The organism is Aquimarina agarivorans (assembly GCF_000218485.1).
Classification (GTDB): Bacteria; Bacteroidota; Bacteroidia; order Flavobacteriales; family Flavobacteriaceae; genus Aquimarina; species Aquimarina agarivorans.
Genome location: NZ_AFPB01000063.1, coordinates 1 through 21,069, shown reverse-complemented (window position 1 = coordinate 21,069; position 21,069 = coordinate 1). Strand labels below are relative to the sequence as shown.

18 protein-coding genes are annotated in these 21,069 nt (G+C 33.1%); 5 read left to right on the top strand and 13 right to left on the bottom strand.

Features of this window, described 5'->3' with window-relative positions; translation table 11 throughout:
- Positions 1 to 72: 72 nt before the first annotated feature.
- Positions 73 to 879, top strand: coding sequence for an OmpA/MotB family protein (locus GMC_RS0102905; RefSeq protein ID WP_010520721.1), 807 nt, complete (start codon positions 73 to 75; stop codon positions 877 to 879).
- Positions 880 to 919: 40 nt separating this feature from the next.
- Positions 920 to 1,603 carry a tRNA (adenosine(37)-N6)-threonylcarbamoyltransferase complex dimerization subunit type 1 TsaB gene (gene tsaB, locus GMC_RS0102900; protein ID WP_010520720.1) on the top strand — a complete coding sequence of 228 codons (684 nt, stop codon included), beginning with the start codon at positions 920 to 922 and terminating at the stop codon, positions 1,601 to 1,603.
- Between the two features lie 230 nt (positions 1,604 to 1,833).
- Here tsaB and GMC_RS0102895 read toward each other — a convergent pair whose 3' ends face one another.
- The 6 genes from GMC_RS0102895 to guaA form a co-directional block, all read right to left on the bottom strand.
- Positions 1,834 to 2,502, bottom strand: coding sequence for a class I SAM-dependent methyltransferase (locus GMC_RS0102895; RefSeq protein WP_010520719.1), 669 nt, complete (start codon positions 2,500 to 2,502; stop codon positions 1,834 to 1,836).
- A 30-nt stretch (positions 2,503 to 2,532) separates the two neighbouring features.
- Complete coding sequence (locus tag GMC_RS0102890) at positions 2,533 to 3,255, bottom strand: DUF1223 domain-containing protein (RefSeq protein WP_010520718.1); 723 nt, start codon at positions 3,253 to 3,255, stop codon at positions 2,533 to 2,535.
- A 164-nt stretch (positions 3,256 to 3,419) separates the two neighbouring features.
- Positions 3,420 to 3,638: a DUF3820 family protein gene (locus GMC_RS0102885; protein ID WP_010520717.1), complete on the bottom strand. Its 219-nt coding sequence runs from the start codon at positions 3,636 to 3,638 to the stop codon at positions 3,420 to 3,422.
- Positions 3,639 to 3,645: 7 nt separating this feature from the next.
- Positions 3,646 to 4,194 (bottom strand): DUF922 domain-containing protein, encoded by a 549-nt coding sequence (locus GMC_RS0102880; protein WP_010520716.1) that lies wholly within the window; start codon positions 4,192 to 4,194, stop codon positions 3,646 to 3,648.
- Positions 4,194 to 6,137: a LysM peptidoglycan-binding domain-containing protein gene (locus GMC_RS0102875; protein ID WP_010520715.1), complete on the bottom strand. Its 1,944-nt coding sequence runs from the start codon at positions 6,135 to 6,137 to the stop codon at positions 4,194 to 4,196. Before GMC_RS0102875 ends, GMC_RS0102880 begins: the two co-directional genes overlap by 1 nt.
- 118 nt (positions 6,138 to 6,255) lie before the next feature.
- The gene (gene guaA, locus GMC_RS0102870; RefSeq protein ID WP_010520714.1) at positions 6,256 to 7,788 is read right to left on the bottom strand and encodes a glutamine-hydrolyzing GMP synthase; all 1,533 of its coding nucleotides are present in this window, start codon (positions 7,786 to 7,788) and stop codon (positions 6,256 to 6,258) included.
- A gap of 445 nt (positions 7,789 to 8,233) precedes the next feature.
- Here guaA and GMC_RS0102865 point away from each other — a divergent pair, with 445 nt between their 5' ends.
- On the top strand, positions 8,234 to 8,767 hold the full coding sequence (locus tag GMC_RS0102865) for a pyridoxamine 5'-phosphate oxidase family protein (RefSeq protein WP_029489570.1): 534 nt from the start codon (positions 8,234 to 8,236) through the stop codon (positions 8,765 to 8,767).
- A 158-nt stretch (positions 8,768 to 8,925) separates the two neighbouring features.
- Here the strand turns inward: GMC_RS0102865 and GMC_RS0102860 are convergent, their stop codons facing one another.
- The 3 genes from GMC_RS0102860 to rimO form a co-directional block, all read right to left on the bottom strand.
- Positions 8,926 to 9,966, bottom strand: a complete 1,041-nt coding sequence (locus GMC_RS0102860; protein ID WP_010520712.1) for a ThuA domain-containing protein — start codon at positions 9,964 to 9,966, stop codon at positions 8,926 to 8,928.
- Between the two features lie 178 nt (positions 9,967 to 10,144).
- Positions 10,145 to 11,761, bottom strand: a complete 1,617-nt coding sequence (gene bshC / locus GMC_RS0102855) for a bacillithiol biosynthesis cysteine-adding enzyme BshC (protein ID WP_010520711.1) — start codon at positions 11,759 to 11,761, stop codon at positions 10,145 to 10,147.
- A gap of 105 nt (positions 11,762 to 11,866) precedes the next feature.
- The gene (gene rimO, locus GMC_RS0102850; RefSeq protein WP_010520710.1) at positions 11,867 to 13,168 is read right to left on the bottom strand and encodes a 30S ribosomal protein S12 methylthiotransferase RimO; all 1,302 of its coding nucleotides are present in this window, start codon (positions 13,166 to 13,168) and stop codon (positions 11,867 to 11,869) included.
- A gap of 525 nt (positions 13,169 to 13,693) precedes the next feature.
- Here rimO and GMC_RS0102845 point away from each other — a divergent pair.
- Positions 13,694 to 14,725 (top strand): family 16 glycosylhydrolase, encoded by a 1,032-nt coding sequence (locus GMC_RS0102845; RefSeq protein ID WP_010520709.1) that lies wholly within the window; start codon positions 13,694 to 13,696, stop codon positions 14,723 to 14,725.
- A 106-nt stretch (positions 14,726 to 14,831) separates the two neighbouring features.
- Here GMC_RS0102845 and GMC_RS0102840 read toward each other — a convergent pair whose 3' ends face one another.
- Genes GMC_RS0102840 through GMC_RS0102830 form a run of 3 tightly spaced genes read right to left on the bottom strand, consistent with a single transcriptional unit; the run spans position 14,832 to position 18,056 of the window.
- Positions 14,832 to 15,785: an AAA family ATPase gene (locus GMC_RS0102840; RefSeq protein WP_010520708.1), complete on the bottom strand. Its 954-nt coding sequence runs from the start codon at positions 15,783 to 15,785 to the stop codon at positions 14,832 to 14,834.
- 5 nt (positions 15,786 to 15,790) lie between these two features.
- On the bottom strand, positions 15,791 to 17,224 hold the full coding sequence (locus GMC_RS0102835) for a peptidylprolyl isomerase (RefSeq protein ID WP_010520707.1): 1,434 nt from the start codon (positions 17,222 to 17,224) through the stop codon (positions 15,791 to 15,793).
- Complete coding sequence (locus GMC_RS0102830) at positions 17,187 to 18,056, bottom strand: hypothetical protein (protein WP_238527905.1); 870 nt, start codon at positions 18,054 to 18,056, stop codon at positions 17,187 to 17,189. Before GMC_RS0102830 ends, GMC_RS0102835 begins: the two co-directional genes overlap by 38 nt.
- A 205-nt stretch (positions 18,057 to 18,261) precedes the next feature.
- Between GMC_RS0102830 and GMC_RS0102825 the strand changes: the two genes are divergently transcribed.
- Positions 18,262 to 18,510, top strand: coding sequence for a hypothetical protein (locus GMC_RS0102825; protein WP_010520705.1), 249 nt, complete (start codon positions 18,262 to 18,264; stop codon positions 18,508 to 18,510).
- A 142-nt stretch (positions 18,511 to 18,652) separates the two neighbouring features.
- Here the strand turns inward: GMC_RS0102825 and recQ are convergent, their stop codons facing one another.
- Positions 18,653 to 20,839 carry a DNA helicase RecQ gene (gene recQ / locus GMC_RS0102820; protein ID WP_010520704.1) on the bottom strand — a complete coding sequence of 729 codons (2,187 nt, stop codon included), beginning with the start codon at positions 20,837 to 20,839 and terminating at the stop codon, positions 18,653 to 18,655.
- Positions 20,840 to 21,069 lie beyond the last annotated feature (230 nt).

Genomic DNA, 21,069 nt, shown 5'->3' with positions numbered 1-21,069 from the left:
TAATCAAAAAATAATTTCATTTAATATATTAACGAAAAATAGTACTTTCGGGTTTCTAAATCATACTGAACAATGAAAAAGTTTATACTACCACTACTTATATTTGGTTGCACTATAATTACTGCGCAAAAAAAGAAAGACTTACTTGATGAAATTAGCAAGCTAAAAACATCGTTAAATCAAGAAAAAGCAAGAGCAAATAAAGCAGAAAGTAATAATAAAACGACACTTTCTAAACTTGATTTTGCTACTAGCCAGTTGGATGAAGTTAAGTTAGAAAATGAAACTTTACTAAAAACAATCAATAATTTTACATCAGTTGCAAAACAAAAAACCCAAAATGTAGAGTCCAGTCTTAAAACTATTAAGGAAAAAGATGCTCAATTAAAAGTAGTAAATGATGCGCTGACAAGTGCTGAAGAAACACGCTTAAGTCAATTACAAACTTTCAAAGCAAAATTAAATGCCATTGGCAAAGTAGGCATCCAAAACAATCAATTGGTAGTCCATATTCCAAATACAGAGCTATTTGAAACAGTTGATACGGATGGCACCTTAAGCGAAAAGGGCAAAATGAGTATTCAAAAAATTGCTGAAGTACTAACTGCAAATCCAACCTATCAAATTATTGTTGAAGGAAACAGCAATGCTATTGATTTTAAAACCGAAAAAGCCTTAAATAATTGGGATTTAAGTGCGCGCCAGGCCGCATCAATTGTCAACAGTTTACAAATTGATCATCAAATTGATCCAAAAAGATTAACTGCTGTTAGTAAAGGAGAACACAACACTTCTGGCGTGGAAACGGTAACACAAATAATTATTGACGCTCAATTTGATGAATTCTATAGTTTAATTAAGGACCGTATGAAAAAGTAATTTCAGTTTAGTTTGTAAATTTGTTCCCTAAACGTATTACATGAGTTACTTACTTTGTATTGAAACCAGTACAACAAATTGTTCCGTTTCGCTTTCGCTAGAAGGTAAACTTGTGGCTTTAAAAGAGGATAATAATAAAAACTATTCTCATGCCGAAAGTCTTCATATTTTTATTGAAGCACTAATGGCTGACGCTAAAGTTTCACTACAGCAACTAAATGCCATTGTGGTTAGTAAAGGTCCTGGGTCTTACACAGGACTTAGAATTGGCGTGTCTACTGCTAAAGGATTGTGTTATGCACTAGATATCCCCTTAATTACAATAAACACACTCAGCAGTTTGGCGTTACAAGCAGAATCTACAATAAATACAACATCATACATTGTGCCGATGCTTGATGCTCGCCGAATGGAAGTATATACCGCCACTTTTGATGAGCAATTTAATTGCATAACGCCAACACACGCTAAAATTTTAGATGAAACCAGTTTTAATGAGTTGCTTAACACAAAGCAAACCATTTTTATTGGCAATGGAGTTTTAAAATTTAAAGAAATTTGCACGCACCAAAATGCAGTTTTTTTAATGGATAAATTACCTTCTGCAAAACAACTCGGTAGGCTTGGATATAAAAAGTTTAAAAATCAAGATTTTGATGATGTTGCCTATTTTGAACCCTACTACTTAAAAGATTTTGTGGCTGGAAAACCTAAAAAGAAATAAGATTTGTAATCAGGTTTTAGAAAACAACTGCTAGAATTAAGCAACATACATACTTTTAAACCTCCACTCCCCAATTTCCCACATTATCAGAGCAATTGGCATCATTTTTAATATACATCATATATTTATTATATTAAAAAAGTGACTATTTAGTACTCATACAATAGTGTTTTTTAATATAAATTTCATACAACTGAAAAGAAACAGGCCTCTAATTATCAATATTTTATTCAAAGTTTACAATTTAAAATTAAAGTTTCTCTCTCTTCAGCCCCCCCCACAAAAGATTCTTGAGTGGGCTCTTTTATTTCAGTAATTTCTATGGCTGAAAAACCATTAGATTTTAATAATGCAATAATTTCATCGTTAGAATGTTTTGAAAAACCATAGTTAGTCACTGGAAATTTCTCTAAATTTTCTTTGGGGCGAACAGCCAGTATTAACTGACCATTAGGTTTTAATACACGTTTTAACTCCAATAACACTAAGGAATGGTCTTCCCAAAAATAAAACGTATTCACCGTTACTATTTTTGTAAATGCAGCGGAAGGAAATGGCAAATTTTGAATATCTGCTTTTACGAAATTGACCCTATCATCAACTATAAACTGATTATTAATTTCCGATGCTTGCTGTATCATCGTTTCTGAATAATCAACTCCAGTGTATCTAATTGAACTACTCATTGCTACTATATTTTTAACAAATAACCCGTTTCCCATGCCAATTTCAAGTATTTGATCGTTGGGTTCAGGATTTAGTACTGCAATAGTGTGCAAATTCATTGACTTATTGCCCTCATTCATTTTTTCGGCAATTATTCTACCTGCTTCTCCTTCAGGTTTGCGTAATTGAGCTGCAATATTTTTAAAATCCTGTGTTGTCAACTCGTTTTTCATCAAGGTCTAGTTTTAAAGTAACTAAAACTACTAAAAAAGAGCCAATTTAGTAGCCCCTGTAACTGAAAGTTTATTGTTTTGAGTGTATGCAACAATTTCTAAATCTTCAAAATCGTACTTTGGATAAGTATCAAATGAAATAGTTCCTGAATAGTGGTTTCCTATGGATATTACTTTTTTATCTAAAACAATATGCGTGTTTGTCAACACCCTATTCCTATTTTCCCCTCTTTTTACTGAAGTTAAATTTTCTTTTAAAACCAGTGCAAAACTAACTAGAGTTTGTACACCATGCTTCACCTTATAATCAACACTTATTTTTTCTGTTTCCTTTTGCACATTAGTAAGCTTAATTTCTAGCGGAAGCGGAATAGTGTTTATTTTATTTAGTGATGCATGTAGTGCTGCTACGTCGGAACCAACAATATGTTGATCTCCATTAATCACCAGTTGTGGGGTGTATATAGAATTTCCCCTAAATTTTTTCCCGTATTTGTATTGATATTCAGTATGCTCCTGTTTACTAAACGGATCTTTCCATCCCAATCGATCCCAATAATCGACATGGTATGCCAATGTGATAATGCGATCTGATTGATCGCTCTCTGCTATTTTTTTTAATAATTGATCCGCTCTGGGGCAACTACTACATCCTTGCGAAGTAAATAATTCCAAAACTACATTTGCTTGCTCCTGCGCATTTGTATGAACGAATCCTGCTGCTACAAAAAGTATACATATAATCTTTTTCATATAAAAATAGACGAGCATAGCCACTGATACTAACAAATTAAAAATGCTAGCTTCGTAATTTTTAGCTGAATTGGACAGTAAAAGTGATGGTTATAAAATACAGCTTTCTCTATGTTATAAGCATATTCAACCCTTTGCTGTTAGAATTTGATATAGAAGGTGCACTATGTAGGTCGAATTTTTCTTACGATATCTTCCAATCCATTTAGTTTCAATTCGTACACACTAGCCATTTGCAAACCTAACTTCCCTTTAGGAAACCCTTTGTTTTTATACCAAACAATGTAATGTTCAGGCAAATCAATTAAGTAACGATCTTTGAATTTACCGAAAGGCATTTTCGCTTTTGCTAATTCTACAAGAAATTGTTTTTGATCTTCCATATAGTAACTACTCGGAATACGCTTCGAAATCTTTTAATAATTTGGCTATTTTTAGTTCCCAGATAAGCTGTTGTTCTTCATTTTTTGAATGCGCGGTTTCACTATCGTAAGCTTCCTGCATTTGAATACGTTCAAATTCTATATCACCATGGATTTTTTGCATCGCTTTTCTAATATTTCTTCCAAATTCATATTCGTCCAATCGTTTGCGAAATTTACGAGCAAAAAGCTCGGTAATATCAAAATGAAGTTGTTCGTGTTTTAAAAGTTCGACATCTTTTTCGTTTTCATCAACCCATGAAAAATAAGGTTGTACATAGCTTTCCACTTCGTACTGTAGGTCTATTTTATTCTGATTTGTAGAATAGCTCCATTTAAAACCAATACCTGTGTTTACGCTTGCTGCAAAATCGGTATTGGATGGCATAAATCCTTTGAATGATTCCCAAGTTAATTTAGGTTGCTGGCTGTATGTTACTCTTTTTTTAGTACTATTTTCATTATTTTGAGCAACTAACTGAATTGAAAAAAACAATAAAAACGCAAAAACCCTCATTATTCTACTACTTTAAATTGTAACCCTTCAGCATAACGCATGATATAGCAAGCTGCATTGGTATAACCTCCTTCGGGACTCATTACGTAACCGAATTTATATTCATTATATTCTGTGGTAAAATTTTGGCTCGCCTGCTCATAAATATCAAATGAAGATCCCAAACGCAACAATAAATCGTAAGCCAAATCATAACCACGTACCGCATAATGATTGGGCATAACGCCATACTTAGACTTATAATTTTTATAAAATTCAGAAAGTTTAGTGGTATCCACCTCCTTTTGCATGGATGGATAATGGAATTTTAAATTTGACAAATGCGTATTTAAAATTGACTCATTGTCATAAGCATTGGATTTATTTGTAGTAAAAAGCGTGATTTTATGCGATTTTGCTTTGGCGTTTAAAAAAGGAACCACATTGCTGATTAACTGCATGTTTGCCGATTCTAAAAATACCAAAGTTTTCTTTTTATCATCAGGCTTCCCTAAAGCTTCTGTTAACTTTGTTTCTGTAATAAAATTTTCTTCTTCAGGATCTAAAACCTTTGCATTAGGAAAAGCTGTTTGTAATTTTTCTTTGATAGCGGCATTCTTTTTGTCCGCAATAATAATGATGCTTTTTTCAGAAGTATAATTTTTTACGAAAGCAATTATTTTATCCTCCAACACTGCAGCGGTAGGCACTGTTTGAAACAAATTTTTTAGCTTAGCATCTACTTTATTTGAAATTGGAGATAATACTGGTGTGTTTGTCGCTGTTAACAAAGACGCTGCTTTTTCAACATTTTTCTTGTAAAGTGGACCAATTATGGCATCACTTAATTCCAAATTTTTACTTTTTATTAATTTACTAACAACTGCATCGCTTTTTTGAGTATCATAGACATCCAAGTTTACGCTAATTCCTTTTTGTTTGGCTGCTTCAACCGCTAATAGTATTCCTGAATAAAAATCTACCGTTAACCGAACAACTTTACTTTTTTTAATGTGTTCTTTTACTTCATCTTCTTCATCAAAATCAACTTTATTCATCCCAAAAGGAAGCATTACTGCTATATTTTTGGTGTTGGGGTAACTAATTCTGTTCTCTAAATTCATTAGCACTCCACTACTAGTCAAGTTTAAATCATCTAAGTTAGGTAAACGCAATATCATACCTGCCTTAAGTCCGTCCTTAACAGCTGGATTTAACACTGCTAACGAATCAGAACTAATTTCAAATCTTCGCGTTAAGCTATACACCGTTTCTTTTGGCATAACTTGGTATAGCTTAAACTTCTGATCCGTATTAGTTGAATCATCAGACACTTCTGCTGGTACTAAAATTTGTATCCCAATAGGAAAATCTTCTCCTAAATTTGGATTCATGTTTTCCAATTCAGGAATTGTTATACCAAACTTTCGGGCTATGCCGTATCGGGTTTCTTTGGGTTGTACGGTATAAATTTTTGTCGCTTTTGCAGAATTTTTACTTACTAATCCATCTGTATCTGATTTTTTTTTGCCCCCTAATTTCCGAACAACTTTATTCATCTTAGGAGCGGGCAAAGGGATTTTCAAAATATCTCCTTTACGAAGTGGATCCGATTCTAAAAAAGTATTATACTCTTTAATATCATCAACTGACACTGTATATTTTCGGGAAATACTGTATAAGGTTTCCTTTTTTTTAGTCTTGTGTTTTTTAAAAACTATGCCTTCAACAAATTTTTCAGGTGGAGCAACTACATTTGGAAGCACTATAAAAGTATCGGGTTGAATACCCTCTTTTGCCATTGGATTTAAGTTGTAAATAGCATCAGGGGTTGTTCCGTAAAGCTTTGCTATGGAATATACATCCTCACCTTTTTCAACCTTATGTTGCTTAAAATTAAACTGCGCTTGAGTAAACTGAATGCAGCTCAATAAAACAACAAGCAGTGTCCAAATGTTTTTCATACACTTATAATTTGTCAAACAATATACACTTTATATTAATACCTATAAAATCAACAAAATAAGCCTATTTTTACCTTTTAATAAATAGACTTATTCAACTTTAAAATTACTTTAATTACTATTCCCACTCAATAGTTGCTGGTGGTTTTGAGCTAATATCATATACAACTCTATTAACACCTTTCACCCTATTGATAATCGCATTGGATGTTTTTTGCAAAAACTCGTAAGGCAAATTTACCCAATCAGCGGTCATTCCATCAGTACTTTCTACTGCGCGTAATGCGACGCACTTTTCATAAGTACGCTCATCCCCCATTACACCAACACTATTTACGGGCAACAATATTGCTCCTGCCTGCCATACTTTATCGTATAAGCCTTCTGATTTTAATCCATTTATAAAAATAGCATCAACTTCCTGTAAAATGGCTACTTTTTCAGCTGTAATATCTCCTAAAATACGGATTGCCAGCCCTGGTCCTGGAAACGGGTGACGTCCCAAAAGTTCTGGATCAATGCCGAGCGATGCTCCAACTCTTCTAACCTCATCTTTAAATAATGTACGTAAAGGTTCCACTACTTTTAATTTCATATAATCAGGCAATCCTCCTACGTTATGATGACTTTTAATAGTAGCCGAGGGTCCACCAGTTGCTGAAACAGACTCAATAACATCAGGATAAATGGTTCCTTGTGCCAGCCATTTGGCATCATCAATCAACTTTGATTCGTCATCAAAAACATCTACAAATGATTTTCCAATAATCTTTCGTTTGCGTTCCGGATCACTTTCTCCTGCTAAGGCTTCCAAAAAGCGTGCCGAAGCATCTACTCCTTTTACATTTAAGCCCATGCCATGATATTGTTGAAGCACACTATCAAATTCATTTTTACGAAGCAAGCCATTATTTACAAAAATACACTGCAAATGACTACCTATAGCTTTATGCAACAAAACTGCTGCAACTGTAGAATCTACACCACCACTTAAGCCCAAAATCACTTTTTCGGTTCCAATTTTTTCTTTCAATTCCGCTACCGTGGTTTCAACGAAAGAATTTGGAGTCCACTCTTGTGATACGTCAGCAATTTTTACTAAAAAATTTTCGAGTAATAATTTGCCATCAGTTGAATGATACACTTCAGGATGAAATTGAATGGCATATGTATCTTCTCCTTCAATTTTGTAAGCTGCATTTTCAACATCATGTGTACTTGCCAAACGTACACCACCAGTTGGTAATGCTTTAATTGTATCACTATGACTCATCCATACTTGAGAACCCGTGTTGATTCCTTTAAAGAATAAATCTTCATTATTTACGTATGACAAATTAGCTCTACCATACTCGCGCGTGTTTGAAGGTGCTACTTCGCCGCCATGAAAATGCGCTAAATACTGTGCTCCATAACACACGCCTAATAAAGGCTTTTTACCACGTATTTCCGAAAGATCCACATGCGGAGCCTCATCACTCCTTACCGAAGAGGGTGATCCTGAAAGCACTACGGCTTTAAATTCAGAAAGATTTTTAGGAATCTTATTAAAAGGATGAATTTCACAATAAATATTGAGTTCTCTAACTCTGCGCGCAATTAACTGTGTGTATTGCGAACCAAAATCTAGGATAAGGACATTATTTTGCATGGGCAAAAATACTATTTAATTAAAACCTGTAAAATAGTGAGCTAAAAAATAATTCCAATACTTACAAACAAATTAAAGCAGCTTTATAAACTAAAATAATTACTATAATTACCGTATCAAAAGTTAAAAGTCAAAATGTGTAGTAGCTTTATTTTATTATTAGGTTTTTCGTTCAAAATGATTCTTATTACCACATATTTTAAAATAAAACAATAGCATAGTTGTGGTTGCGTTTAAGTTTTCTTTAGCTTCAAAACCAATAATTTAAATGAGTGGCTTACCTACCATGGCTATGCCATTTAACATCACTAGATAATTGTATTTTAAAATTTTCAGACTTAAAAAATTAAAATACCTTATCTTAGAGTATGCTACCGTTTCCGAAATTAAGTCACCCAAATTAAAATCAGAACCGGTTTTATTTAATCCCATAAGTTTACACAACATGCCAAAAAAGTTATTAGTTAAATTATTTAACGAGCTCAATACGGGAATAAAAACGCCTAAACACCCCTATAGATATGCTTGTTTAGCTAGTGTTTCTGAACAAATACCAATCCAACGTATGGTAGTTGTTCGTAACATTAACGATAACAGTATTACTATTTACACCGACAGCCGTACGAAAAAAGTAACTGATTTTATAAAAAATACCAATGCCTCATTGTTATTTTACAATTACGAACAAATGAAACAAATACAATTGAAAGGCTCAATTTCCGTTGAAACTAACGTTAACTCCGAATTATGGGATACGATTTCAGAAAAAGCGCAACGCGACTACACTACTAATTTAGCACCAGGAACAGAAATTAATCACCCAAAGGATGTTGCTTACCAAAAAGAGTATATCCATTTTTGCAAACTTACTTTTACATTTTCCAAAATTGATTATTTAGAAATCAAACGCCCCAATCATATAAGAGCTTCATTTAGGTTAGAAAATAATGTATGGGATGGTAATTTTATTGTTCCTTAAAACATCTAACAAACCAATTGCACTCATTGTAATTCAAAATTATTACACAAACTAATAAATAAATAAAACCAATAACAGTTTTTGAAATACTGACAAAAGTATTTAAGACTAGTTTTTTCAATTGAAAATAGTCCAAAAGGATTGGTGTAGAACTCTCTTTATTGCTTAACAATACGCTGAGATGGTATATCAGTATTGGAGTATTTTACAAAGTAAATTCCTTTGTCTAAAAATGAAAAATTTATAGTATTTACGGATACACTTAGTGCTTGCGATAGTACTTGTTTCCCTCTCATATCAAAAATACGAACATGTAAATCATAAGTAAGCTCAGCTGTTAGCCCATTAATAGTAAGCACATTTGTTACTGGGTTTGGCGACCCAAACACTTGATTTTCTGGAGAATTAATTTCAAAATCATCAGTACTCAAAACGGCATCACTTAAATTTCCAGCCCATTTAATCCCTTCTTCTACATGTTTGATAAAAGTATCGTTGTTTCTGTAATCACTTCCATTATGCCCTAAAGCTGTGTAAAAAGATCTTCCGCCTGAAAATTCTTTAAACCACGAAATTGGTCTTACCTCATCGTAATCATTCTTCCTTCCGTTTGAACCTGTAGTTTCCCTAACCACTAAAAGATTTTTATTTCCTGAAAATAATTGTCCCCCGTTATTTTTCCAATAATAATACTCCTCAGATTTATCCCAAGTAGTGTTGATAAAACTAACCGCTGGATGATTTTTATTAACCTCAGTAACATCCATGGTATTGCTATGATTATTCCTAGTATGGTTTGGATTACGTTGAATAATTGCTCCAACTAAATCATTATAAAATGGCCAAGATTTATCTCGGTAAGTATCCGTTGCTGCATGAATACCTACAAACCCTCCTCCATTTTTAATGAAATTTTCAAAAGCAGTTTGTTGGCTATTATTTAAAAGATTGTTTCCGCTTGTATTACACCAAACAACAACTTTATAATTTGAAAGATTATCTTCATTAAACACCGAAGCATCGGTTGTGCTTTCGGTTGACCACAAACCATTTGCGTCTCCTAAATCTTCTATCATTTTTATCCCATCGGCAATAGATGAGTGCTCAAATCCATTTGTTTTATGAAAAACTAATACTTTATTTTGAGAAGTTGCCAAATGATAGCACACCAAAAAAATGGCTAACAATCGTATCTTCATGATGTGATAATTTATAGGTTAAGTATCTTTTAGGACATCAAATTTTCGTTTTTCAATAATTACAGCTTTTGTAATAACGAAAAATTAAATGCCCTTATTTCATAAATAACTATTTATTATTATGAAAAAAGCTACAAAACAAATGTATAACAACACCTTTGTAGTTAATCCTGAAGAATTATAAAAAAATGAGAGAAAAATCTTGCTTTAAAGGATCTAGCTCACGCTTTAATTCTGGAATTAAATTTTCACCATAATCCAAATAAAATTCAGAAAAATTTGATTTCCGCTCTTGCAAACTTTGCTGTGGAAATAATTCATTATGGATTGCTGTCAACCTAGATACATGATCTGATAATTTTAAACGCTGTGCTTTTAACAAGCGTTTCTCTAATTTATCCAATCCTTTGAGTTGCTTTTTACACTGTGCGTTTACAGCTCCTATAAAACTTTTATCTGTTTGGACTGCTAATACTTTTAACGCTTTAAATTGTTTTTCTAAAAGCAATTTTTGAGGTGCAAAGTCAATACTTATATCCGAAATTTGCCTTACTTTATAATTTATTAACTCGGAAGGTTTCATAAACAATTCTTGCGGTAAAACAAAAAGTTGTTCTAATTTAGTCTTTTGTTTTTTAGATATTAACAATGCTGAATTACGTAATAATAGTATAGGAAACGGAATACCGAAAGCTTTAAAACTATCCTTTAACTGAAACCAATACGCCAACTCACCGCCACCACCTATATAACAAAGGTTAGGTAAAATTACTTCCTGATAAACAGGACGCATCAAAGCATTTGGGCTAAAACGCTCTGGGTATTTATCTATTTCAGCGATTATTGTTTCTGTAGAATCCCAAATGTACTTATAATCAACAGTAGCAAAACTGTTATTTTCTGCTTCAATAATACGCTCTCTGTAACCTGCAACACCATAAAATAAATTGATTTCACGCGGTGTAACTTGTGCTTTATATCCTAAACTTGTTAATTTTTCAGTAGTTTTAGTAACACTAGCAAATGCTGTATTTTTAGTTAACTCTTGTTTTAGCGTTGGTATAAATAGTGATTTCAATTTTGCATCGTTTCCATCAATTATAACTAAACCGTACATTCCGAACAATTCATTCACAATATATCGTGATGCTTCAGTTAAATTATCATGTTCCAGGTATCCTTTTTTAAACAGTTGTTTTAGATAAGTCGCATTTTTTCCTCCACCAAGTTCTGCTTCTAACACCTCATAAACCTCATTTAGGCCCTTAGTATCGTAATTTCCTACGTATCCATTCGCATTTTCCAGACCTTCGGCTTTATTCCAGCTAATTTTTTTTCCGTGAAGCGTAAAATGATTAATCTCTAAAAAATCATGATCTTCTGATGCCATCCAATACACAGGCACAAAATCGTAATCTGGGTATTCTTTTTTTAATTTCTCCGTAAGATTAATGGTAGAAATAATTTTATATAAAAAATACAGTGGTCCGGTAAACAAGTTCAGCTGGTGTCCGGTAGTAATTGTAAATGTGCTATCACGCAATAACAACTCAATATTACTATTTGACTGAGTAGATACGTTGAGTTTTGTGTATTGCCCTCTTAAGCTATCTACCAATACTTTTCTATTGTTATTGGTAAACGACTGTTGTTTTTCTTGAATTTGGGCTCTAAAATTGCCAATATTAGGAAATCGTTCGTAAAATGGAGTTATTTTTTCCTTTTGATCTAAATAATCGCATATAAGCGAAGAAAAATATCCTGTTTCTTGAAACGAAATACAGTCTGACGGCATAATTACTATTTTGATATACTGTCGAAATTACAAATTTTGAATTACGAATAGCCTAGTTTTTTCTTAAAAAAACTATTATATCAAATAGCAAAAAAATGTCCAAATTTATAGCGGTTCTGCAAATAAATCGAAATCAGCGGCGTCAAATACTTTAACATTTACATACTCCCCTGTTTTTAAATAAAATTTAGAAGCATCAATTAGCACTTCATTATCCACATCAGGAGAATCAAACTCGGTACGACCTATAAAATGCTCCCCCTCCTTACGGTCAATTACACATTTAAAGGTTTTACCAATTTTTTCCTGATTCAGCTCCCATGAAATTTGCGATTGAATATCCATAATCTCATTTACACGAGCAATTTTCACTTCCTCAGGCACATTATCTTTTAAATTGAAGGCATGTGTATTTTCTTCATGACTATAAGTAAAACATCCCAAACGCTCAAAGCGCATTTCTTTCACCCAATCACGTAATGTTTCAAAATCTTCCTGTGTTTCCCCAGGATATCCTACAATAAGTGTCGTTCTAATAGCCATTTCTGGAACTGCAGCTCTAAATTCCTGTAATAGTTTCGTTGTTTTAGCTTTTGTTGTTCCCCTACGCATGGATTTTAATATCGGATCCGCAATATGTTGCAAAGGAATATCAATATAATTACAAATCTTAGGTTCTTCCTTCATTACCTGTAGCACTTCCATTGGAAAACCTGTTGGAAAAGCGTAATGTAATCGAATCCACTCGATACCTTCTACTTTTACAAATGCCCTTAATAAATCGGCAAGTTTACGTTCTTTATATAAATCAAGACCGTAATAAGTTAAATCCTGAGCAATTAGCACCAACTCCTTAACTCCGCTTGCCGCTAGCTTTTCAGCTTCAATCACTAAATCTTCCATTGGAGTTGATTTGTGCTTTCCTCGCATTATCGGTATAGCACAAAATGAACACGGCCTGTCACAACCTTCAGCTATTTTTAAATAAGCATAATTTTTGGGGGTGGTTGTTAATCGCTCACCAATTAATTCATGTTTATAATCTGCCTCTAAAACTTTTAGCAATTGTGGTAGTTCTGTAGTTCCAAAATATTGATCAACATTAGGAATTTCTTCTTGCAAATCTGGCTTATAACGTTCCGAAAGACATCCAGTTACAAATACCTTATCCACATCACCCTCTTCTTTCTTTTGCACATACTCCAAGATCGCATTAATGGATTCCTCCTTAGCATTTGCAATAAATCCACAGGTATTTATCACTACAATATTCCCTTCTTCTTCATGAACAACGTCCTTGTTATTAGCCTTTAATTGACCCATTAACACTTCAGAATCATATACATTTTTTGAACATCCTAATGTAACCACATTAATCTTATTCTTTTTCAGGGATTTTGTTCTCATAATAGCGATGTAAAAAGTGGTGCAAATTTACGGTTTTTATTAGCATTATGCCTTATTTTTAATCGAATACTATTTTATATAAATTTTTCAAATTTTAATTGTTTAGGGACTAAATCACACATTCAATTTAAAATAACTCGACAATTAAAATTACCAAACTTTAAAATTATCATTTATAGCATACTGACTTTTTGTTTTTTTTTGAAGCTCTACTTTTCTATTTACATAAACACATTTAATTTATACCTCTCATTTTATTTTTTACAACACCAAATTTTTGTTTTTACAAGCCGTTTTGCAGGCCTTATCTTCTCTTGGCGAATAACCCCAAACTTAAAAGATTCAGAACTTGGCTTACCATTTTTGTTCAATAATTGCAGTTTAGCTTACTCCACAGATACTTGAACCGTCATTACTAAATACAAACGCATTAACCCCTATTAAACATCACACTATCAACAAATTAATTTGAAAAACAATATTATATAAAAAAAATGTTCTTAAGAACACACACAAATCACTGTTATGAATAAAACAACCATTGCACTTGTCATTAGCTCCGTTTATTGCTTCATTGCTACTGCTCAAAACAAACCTTATAAAGCTGCTGAAGTTTACACTGCATCGCAATACCAGTACGGAAAAATAGAAGTTAGAATGCTAGCTGCTAAAGGAAGTGGTATCATTTCTAATTTTTTCACCTTTAAAAATGGTTCAGAAAAAGCTAATACATTTTGGGAAGAAATAGATATAGAAATTTTTGGCAAAGATGGCTCAAATGCCTGGCAGTCAAACTCAATTAGCGGACAAGGAAATTTAAACCTAACACGAATTGAAGGCGTACACCAACAAAGCAATTTAGCAGATAATTACAACACCTATAGTATTGAATGGAAACCTAGTTCAGTTACTTGGAAGGTAAACGATGTTAAAATACGGGAAGTAATCAACGGGCAAGCTAATGATATTGATGATCCAGCCTCCTTAAGATTTAACATTTGGAACCCAAATATCCCTGAATGGGTTGGTAGTTTTGATAACAATATCCTACCAGTACATATGTTTGTCAACTGGATTAAGTTTTATGATTGGAATGGCTCTGAATTTTCTTCAACACCACAATGGGTTGATAATTTTAATTCATTTGATACTAATTTTTGGATCAAAGCAAACCATACCTTCAATGAAAATCAATCTGATTTTATACCTCCAAATGCAACTGTTAAAAATGGCTATTTGGTACTATCAATTACAAAACAAAATAAAACTGGCTACAACGGAACCCCTCCTGTAGACATAAATGACAATGAACCTACTTTAGATTTAAATCAATTTTCAAGAGCGTCAGCAAAAGACATAATTAAAATTGAATACAATAGTACACAAAGAATAGCTACTATTTATGGCATGTCTGATGATTTTAAGTACACCATACATTCCTTGGATGGAAAAAAAATAATCACTGGAAACGGAGCTACTATTAAATTGGACACTATATCAAACGGTACCTACATTTTAGTTTCTGACGCGTTTTCGAAAAAGTTTGTGGTAAATTAACAAATACCTATTATATACTGGTATTAATTTTAACGTTTAAAATGGCATAAAAAAGAGGTTTACTAGTTTTAAACCTCTTTTTTTATTTTTTTCAGAAGTAGCATCCTCAAAACAAACTCTTAATAATAGTTTCCATACTTACCCCTTCAGCTTCTGCTTTGTAATTTCGTAAAATACGGTGCCTTAGAATACCAACGGCTACCGCTTGTACGTTTTCAATATCAGGCGAAAATTTGCCTTGAATAGCCGCATGTGCTTTGGCTGCCAAAATCAAATTTTGCGAAGCCCTTGGACCTGCTCCCCAATCAACATATTTTGCAATCATATCTGATACCGATGCTGTATTTGGTCTTGTTTTTGTCACCAAACCTACAGCATATTCAATTACATTATCCGCTACTGGAATACGACGTATAAGCTGTTGCATTTCAATAATTTCATTTGCTGTAAACAATGCTTGCAGTTTTTCTTTTTTAACACCAGTGGTGCTTTTTACCACTGCCACCTCCTCAGCAAACGTAGGGTAATCCAACTGAATAGCAAACATAAAACGGTCCAACTGTGCCTCTGGTAACGGATAAGTACCCTCCTGCTCAATTGGATTTTGTGTTGCCAGTACAAAATAAGGTTTTGACAACTCATAGCGTTTTCCTGAAACCGTTACTGATTTTTCCTGCATAGCTTCAAGCAAGGCGGCTTGGGTTTTTGGAGGTGTCCTATTAATCTCATCAGCTAATACAATATTAGAAAAAACAGGACCTTTTATAAATTTAAACTGCCTGGAATCATCTAAAATCTCACTACCTAAAATATCACTAGGCATTAAATCAGGGGTAAATTGAATGCGCTTAAAATTTAAACCTAACACTTCCGAAATGGTATTTACCATTAACGTTTTTGCTAAACCAGGCACACCAATTAGCAATGCGTGACCACCTGCAAAAACAGAAAGCAGTATCTGATCGATTACTGCTTCCTGCCCTATAATTACTTTTGAAATTTCTTTTTTTAATTGAGCGTGCTTATTTACTAGTTGCTCAACAGATTTTACGTCTGACATTCAGTTTAATTTTTTACCCAGTTACTATTGTAATCACATTTCAGGTAAGGTTCATTGATTTTAACATAAGTATCCACAATCTTTTCATCCTGCCATTTTTGAACTGCCTTTAATTGTTTTTGCTTTAAGGCCAATTCTTTAATTTTTAAATAATCCTGAGCATAATCTGCCTCATGTTCTGGATATTTTTTTGACACGGTAATGATTTTAAAAAATTTGCCTCCAGTTCTATTTCTATCTTCAATCACATTAGAAACTTCACCCTCCTTTAAATTAGATACTTGTCCGTACAATATAGGATCAATTTTTGTAAGTTCAAAACGAGTATCCTGAGTTACTGGATTAATTAGCTTTCCGCCGTCAGATTTTGTTTCTTTTTCATCACTGTACAATTTTGCTGCCTCTTCAAATTTTATTTTATTTTCTACAATTCTAGTACGCACACTATCTGCATGTGCTTCATATTTTTGCAAATCAGTAGTATTCACTTCTGGGATCAATAAAATATGTCGTACATCAACTTGTTGTCCTTTAATTTTATCAACCGTTACAATATGATACCCAAAATCAGTTTTAAAAGGTTTACTTACCTCACCTACCTGCAAACTAAATGCAGCATCTTTAAATTCTTTAGCAAAGGGATCAGTTCTAGAAATTGTGTATTTACCCCCGTTGGAACGTGAACCAGGATCTTGAGAATACAATACTGCCTTTGTTGCAAAACTAGCACCATGTTCAAGCACATCGGTTCTAAATTCGTTCAATCGATCAACCGTTTCTTTTATTTCTGCATTTGATGGTTTTGGCTTTATAACGATTTGTGAAATTTCAATTTCGGTATCAATCAAAGGACGTTCATCCTTTGGTATAGTATTAAAAAATTGTTTTACCTCATCAGGTGTTACAGTCACTTCTTCAACCACCTTTTGCTGCATTAATTGGGATAATCGTTGATTTTTTCCCAAATCAAATAATTCTTTTTTAAAGTCAATAATATTATCCTTACGGTAAAACTTTAAAACCTTTTCTTCATTACCCAGCTGCTTCTTCATATAATCCAACTGCTGCTCTACCTGTTGTTGAATTTGTTGATCTGAAATTGGAATACTATCCTGAATGGCATGGTGTGTATACAGTTTAGTTTCCAATAAACTCCCAACCAATTCACAACGACTGATCTCAGATATAGAAACTCCCTGATTTTTAAGATCAATATATGCTTTATCTACATCGCTATCCAGCACTATAAAATCACCAACTACTGCCACAATGCCGTCAATTTTCTGTCGCCCAGCAATTGCCTCTTCTTTCTTCTCCTCCACAGCTTCACTAGGCGCTTCAATTACAATTTCTTGTGCAACAGCTGAAACTCCAAAACAAAAACCTATAAATAGGGTTGTTTTATTCAAAAATTGTATAGTCTTTTGTTTGTAATGCATCCTTAATGATTTCTTTTTCAAGTTGTTTCTTCAATTTAAGCTTTCGCTTGTTTAATACTATTTGTTTAATGGTCTCCTTTACATAAACCACTGGTCCTGGCTCTCCAACCAATAATACTTTTTCAAATTTTACTAAAAATTTACCTTCATCATTTTTATACTGAAAAAATTTATTTGGTACTAATAATGAACTCTTTTTAAAATTACCAATACTAGGAATGGAAGTCAATAACTCATCAAACGTACGCCATTTATTTTCTAAATTTAAATCTACTTTTTTAAACCCAAGCTGAATTTTTTTCAACTCTGTTTTATCTTCAATTTTAAAACGAGTGAATAATTTTTTTGTGGCAGAGGTGTTTGTATAACTCAACGGCAAATGAATATATCTTGCTTGCACCAAATCCTCTTTCAATAGAAAACTTTGCTTGTGCTTTTCGTAGTATTGATTGATTTCAGTTTCGGAAATTACTGTATTCAATTTTTTTTGAACGTACCCGTTTTCATAATGACTAACAAACAAATCCGTTTTGTAGTCATCCACTAATTTATTAAACTGATCTTGTTTCTTTTGGGTCATATTTTGCTTAGACTCATACAATAATAATTGTTTTGTTGCCCAATTATCAATAAATTCCGTTAATAAAGCTACACTATCCTTTTCGGTCAAGCCAGAAGGGATATTGAACTCCTTCAGTTGATCTTCATATAAAAAAGCATCGTGAACCTTTGCGATAACGCGCGCGTCAGTTTTACTTTCAAATAATTGACAAGAAGCCATCATCGTTGAAATTGCGATTATTAATAAAAATTTGACCTGTTGTCCTTTCACTAAAAATTTCTTAACTAATTAATCGTACAAAAATAGTAATATTCGTAGGTTTGACAAGTTGATTTCAAATTACATTACTTTTTAAAAAACTATTTTAAGTAATTACTATTACAAATAGCAATCTATTTAATGAAAGAAACAACAATTATTTATCCTAAAGACCAAGTCAAAAGATCATAATATTTAAGAATAAACAACACAACCCATGAATCGCAAACTAAAACTCATATGGGACTTTAAAGGTCCTACTGCCAGTAAAACTGCACAACACCATGAAATTCACCTAAAAGAATTTGCCGTTTTAGAAAACCTCTCCTTACAAATCACAGGAACTGAAAACATCACTGAAATGCATAGTCTTGCTTATTTAGTCGTAGAAGAAAATGAAATGAAACCAGTAAGAAACGCCTTAAAACCACACCGCGGACAAGTGTATACAGAAAGTAAGAGGTAACATTTCAATATTTAGTTTTGGTAATTGGTGCTCAGTCTTAGTAAATAGTATAGTATAAAAAGGATAGTAAATAATAAAATTAAGCCTAAAAGCAACCTATATAGTGCATCTACCTTCAACCTTTTATCTGAAAACAGGCTGCCTAATTTGCCACTTCTGATATAAATTTTATACGATATAGTCTGAGCTCTTCCTCTTCGTAATCTCCTTCAAACTCTTCCTGCGCATCCTTTATATTATCGGTTTCGGCTTCTAAAAAATACTCGTGAATTTCTTCTTGCTGATCTTCATCAAGCAAGTCTTCCAACCAATAATCAATGTTTAACTTAGTACCGCTATAAACTATGGCTTCCATTTCGGTGATAAAATCCTCCATATTCATTCCTTTAGCATCTGCAATATCAGTTAAAGGCAATTTTCGATCTACGTTTTGTATAATATACAACTTGAGAGCACTATTTGCACCTGTAGTTTTTACAATAAAATCATCGGGGCGGATAATATCATGTTGATCTACATATTCGGCGATGAGTTTTAAAAAATCTTTTCCAAACTTTTTTGCTTTTCCTTCACCTACGCCATGTACATTTGACAACTCATCTACTGTAATAGGGTATTTAAGGGTCATATCCACTAATGACGGATCCTGAAATACAACAAATGGAGGTACCCCTCGTTTTTTTCCTACTTTTTTACGTAAATCTTTTAGCATTTTCAACAACACTTCATCCGTAGTAAAACCTCCAGATTTTGTGGCATTTGCAGTAGCCGCATCCTCAAAACAATGATCTTCGGTCATCATAAAACTTTGCGGCTTTTTAATGAATTCATTACCCTTAGGTGTAATTTTCAATACTCCGTAAGTTTCAATATCTTTTTTTAAAAAACCAGCTACAATTACCTGACGGATCAACGCCATCCAATATTTATCCTCATTTTTCTTTCCACTTCCAAAAAAAGGTTGCGTTTGTGTTTTGTGGGAAACTATTATAGCATTTTCCTTACCTATTAATGTATTTACTATTTCTTTGGACTTGTATATTCCTCCTGTTTTAGAAACCACATGCAGTAATTGTGCTACTTGAACCTTTGCTTCAATTTGTTTTTTAGGGTTACGAACATTATCATCCATATCGCCCCCATCGCCAGTTGTCTCATCAAATTCTTCACCGAAATAATGGAGAATAAATTTTCTTCTGGATATGGACGTTTCTGCAAAAGCAACCACCTCTTGCAATAGGGCATTCCCTATTTCCTGCTCAGCAACAGGTTTGCCGCTCATAAATTTTTCTAACTTTTCAATATCCTTGTAAGCATAGTAAGCCAAACAATGCCCTTCGCCACCATCACGCCCCGCCCTACCAGTTTCCTGATAATAACTTTCAATACTTTTGGGAATGTCATAATGTACAACAAAACGCACATCAGGTTTGTCAATACCCATTCCAAATGCAATGGTTGCGACTACCACATCAATATCTTCCATTAAAAACATATCCTGATGCTTTGCTCTTGTTTTAGCGTCAAGGCCTGCGTGATAAGGCACTGCAATTATTCCATTTACCTGCAATGCTTGAGCTAATTCCTCAACTTTTTTTCTGCTTAAGCAATAAATGATGCCACTTTTTTCTGAATTCTGTTTTACAAAACGAATAATATCCGTTTCAACATTGGCTGTTTTAGGACGTACCTCGTAAAATAAATTAGGTCTGTTAAATGATGCTTTAAAGGTGTTTGCTCCAGATATTCCTAAGTTTTTTAAAATATCTTCCTGAACTTTTGGAGTTGCTGTGGCAGTGAGTCCTATAATTGGAATATTATCACCGATACCTTTGATTATGCGTCTTAAGTTTCTGTATTCCGGCCTAAAATCGTGTCCCCACTCACTAATACAATGCGCTTCATCAACGGCTAAAAAAGAAATAGTTTGAGATGCCAAAAACTCCGCATACTCCTCTTTAACCAATGACTCAGGAGCAACATACAACAGCTTGGTTACTCCATTTGAAATATCCATTTTTACGTTAGCAACATCAGTTTTGTTTAAGGATGAATTTAAAACATGAGCGATTCCGTTTTCAGAAGAAATGCTTCGAATAGCATCAACTTGATTTTTCATCAATGCAATTAAAGGAGATACTACAATTGCGGTACCTTCACTCATTAGCGCAGGTAACTGGTAACATAATGATTTGCCACCACCAGTAGGCATAATAACAAAAGTGTCCTCTTTTTTGAGTAAACTTTTGATTACTTGTTCCTGCAACCCTCTAAATTGACTGAATCCAAAATATTTTTTTAAAGCTTTTTGTAGTTCACTCTGATTCACGATCCTGATATATTCTTATTCAAAATAACATTACTTCTATTAAAGATAGCAAAAAACTTTTTTAAAATTACCAAGCCCCGCTTATAATGAATATCAATTCGTTGAGTTTTTTGAAAAAACTGTTACTCAATGGTTTTCACAAACAAAACCCCATCAAATAATCATTATATATTAACATCAAATTAACAAAAAAAATATTTAGTATACAAATTGACTAAAAAGTTAAATGT

Coding starts and splice junctions, on each gene's coding strand:
- GMC_RS0102905 (WP_010520721.1), top strand. CDS start 73: ATGAAAAAGTTTATACTACCACTACTTATATTTGGTTGCACTATAATT.
- tsaB (WP_010520720.1), top strand. CDS start 920: ATGAGTTACTTACTTTGTATTGAAACCAGTACAACAAATTGTTCCGTT.
- GMC_RS0102895 (WP_010520719.1), bottom strand. CDS start 2,502: ATGAAAAACGAGTTGACAACACAGGATTTTAAAAATATTGCAGCTCAA.
- GMC_RS0102890 (WP_010520718.1), bottom strand. CDS start 3,255: ATGAAAAAGATTATATGTATACTTTTTGTAGCAGCAGGATTCGTTCAT.
- GMC_RS0102885 (WP_010520717.1), bottom strand. CDS start 3,638: ATGGAAGATCAAAAACAATTTCTTGTAGAATTAGCAAAAGCGAAAATG.
- GMC_RS0102880 (WP_010520716.1), bottom strand. CDS start 4,194: ATGAGGGTTTTTGCGTTTTTATTGTTTTTTTCAATTCAGTTAGTTGCT.
- GMC_RS0102875 (WP_010520715.1), bottom strand. CDS start 6,137: ATGAAAAACATTTGGACACTGCTTGTTGTTTTATTGAGCTGCATTCAG.
- guaA (WP_010520714.1), bottom strand. CDS start 7,788: ATGCAAAATAATGTCCTTATCCTAGATTTTGGTTCGCAATACACACAG.
- GMC_RS0102865 (WP_029489570.1), top strand. CDS start 8,234: ATGCCAAAAAAGTTATTAGTTAAATTATTTAACGAGCTCAATACGGGA.
- GMC_RS0102860 (WP_010520712.1), bottom strand. CDS start 9,966: ATGAAGATACGATTGTTAGCCATTTTTTTGGTGTGCTATCATTTGGCA.
- bshC (WP_010520711.1), bottom strand. CDS start 11,761: ATGCCGTCAGACTGTATTTCGTTTCAAGAAACAGGATATTTTTCTTCG.
- rimO (WP_010520710.1), bottom strand. CDS start 13,168: ATGAGAACAAAATCCCTGAAAAAGAATAAGATTAATGTGGTTACATTA.
- GMC_RS0102845 (WP_010520709.1), top strand. CDS start 13,694: ATGAATAAAACAACCATTGCACTTGTCATTAGCTCCGTTTATTGCTTC.
- GMC_RS0102840 (WP_010520708.1), bottom strand. CDS start 15,785: ATGTCAGACGTAAAATCTGTTGAGCAACTAGTAAATAAGCACGCTCAA.
- GMC_RS0102835 (WP_010520707.1), bottom strand. CDS start 17,224: ATGCATTACAAACAAAAGACTATACAATTTTTGAATAAAACAACCCTA.
- GMC_RS0102825 (WP_010520705.1), top strand. CDS start 18,262: ATGAATCGCAAACTAAAACTCATATGGGACTTTAAAGGTCCTACTGCC.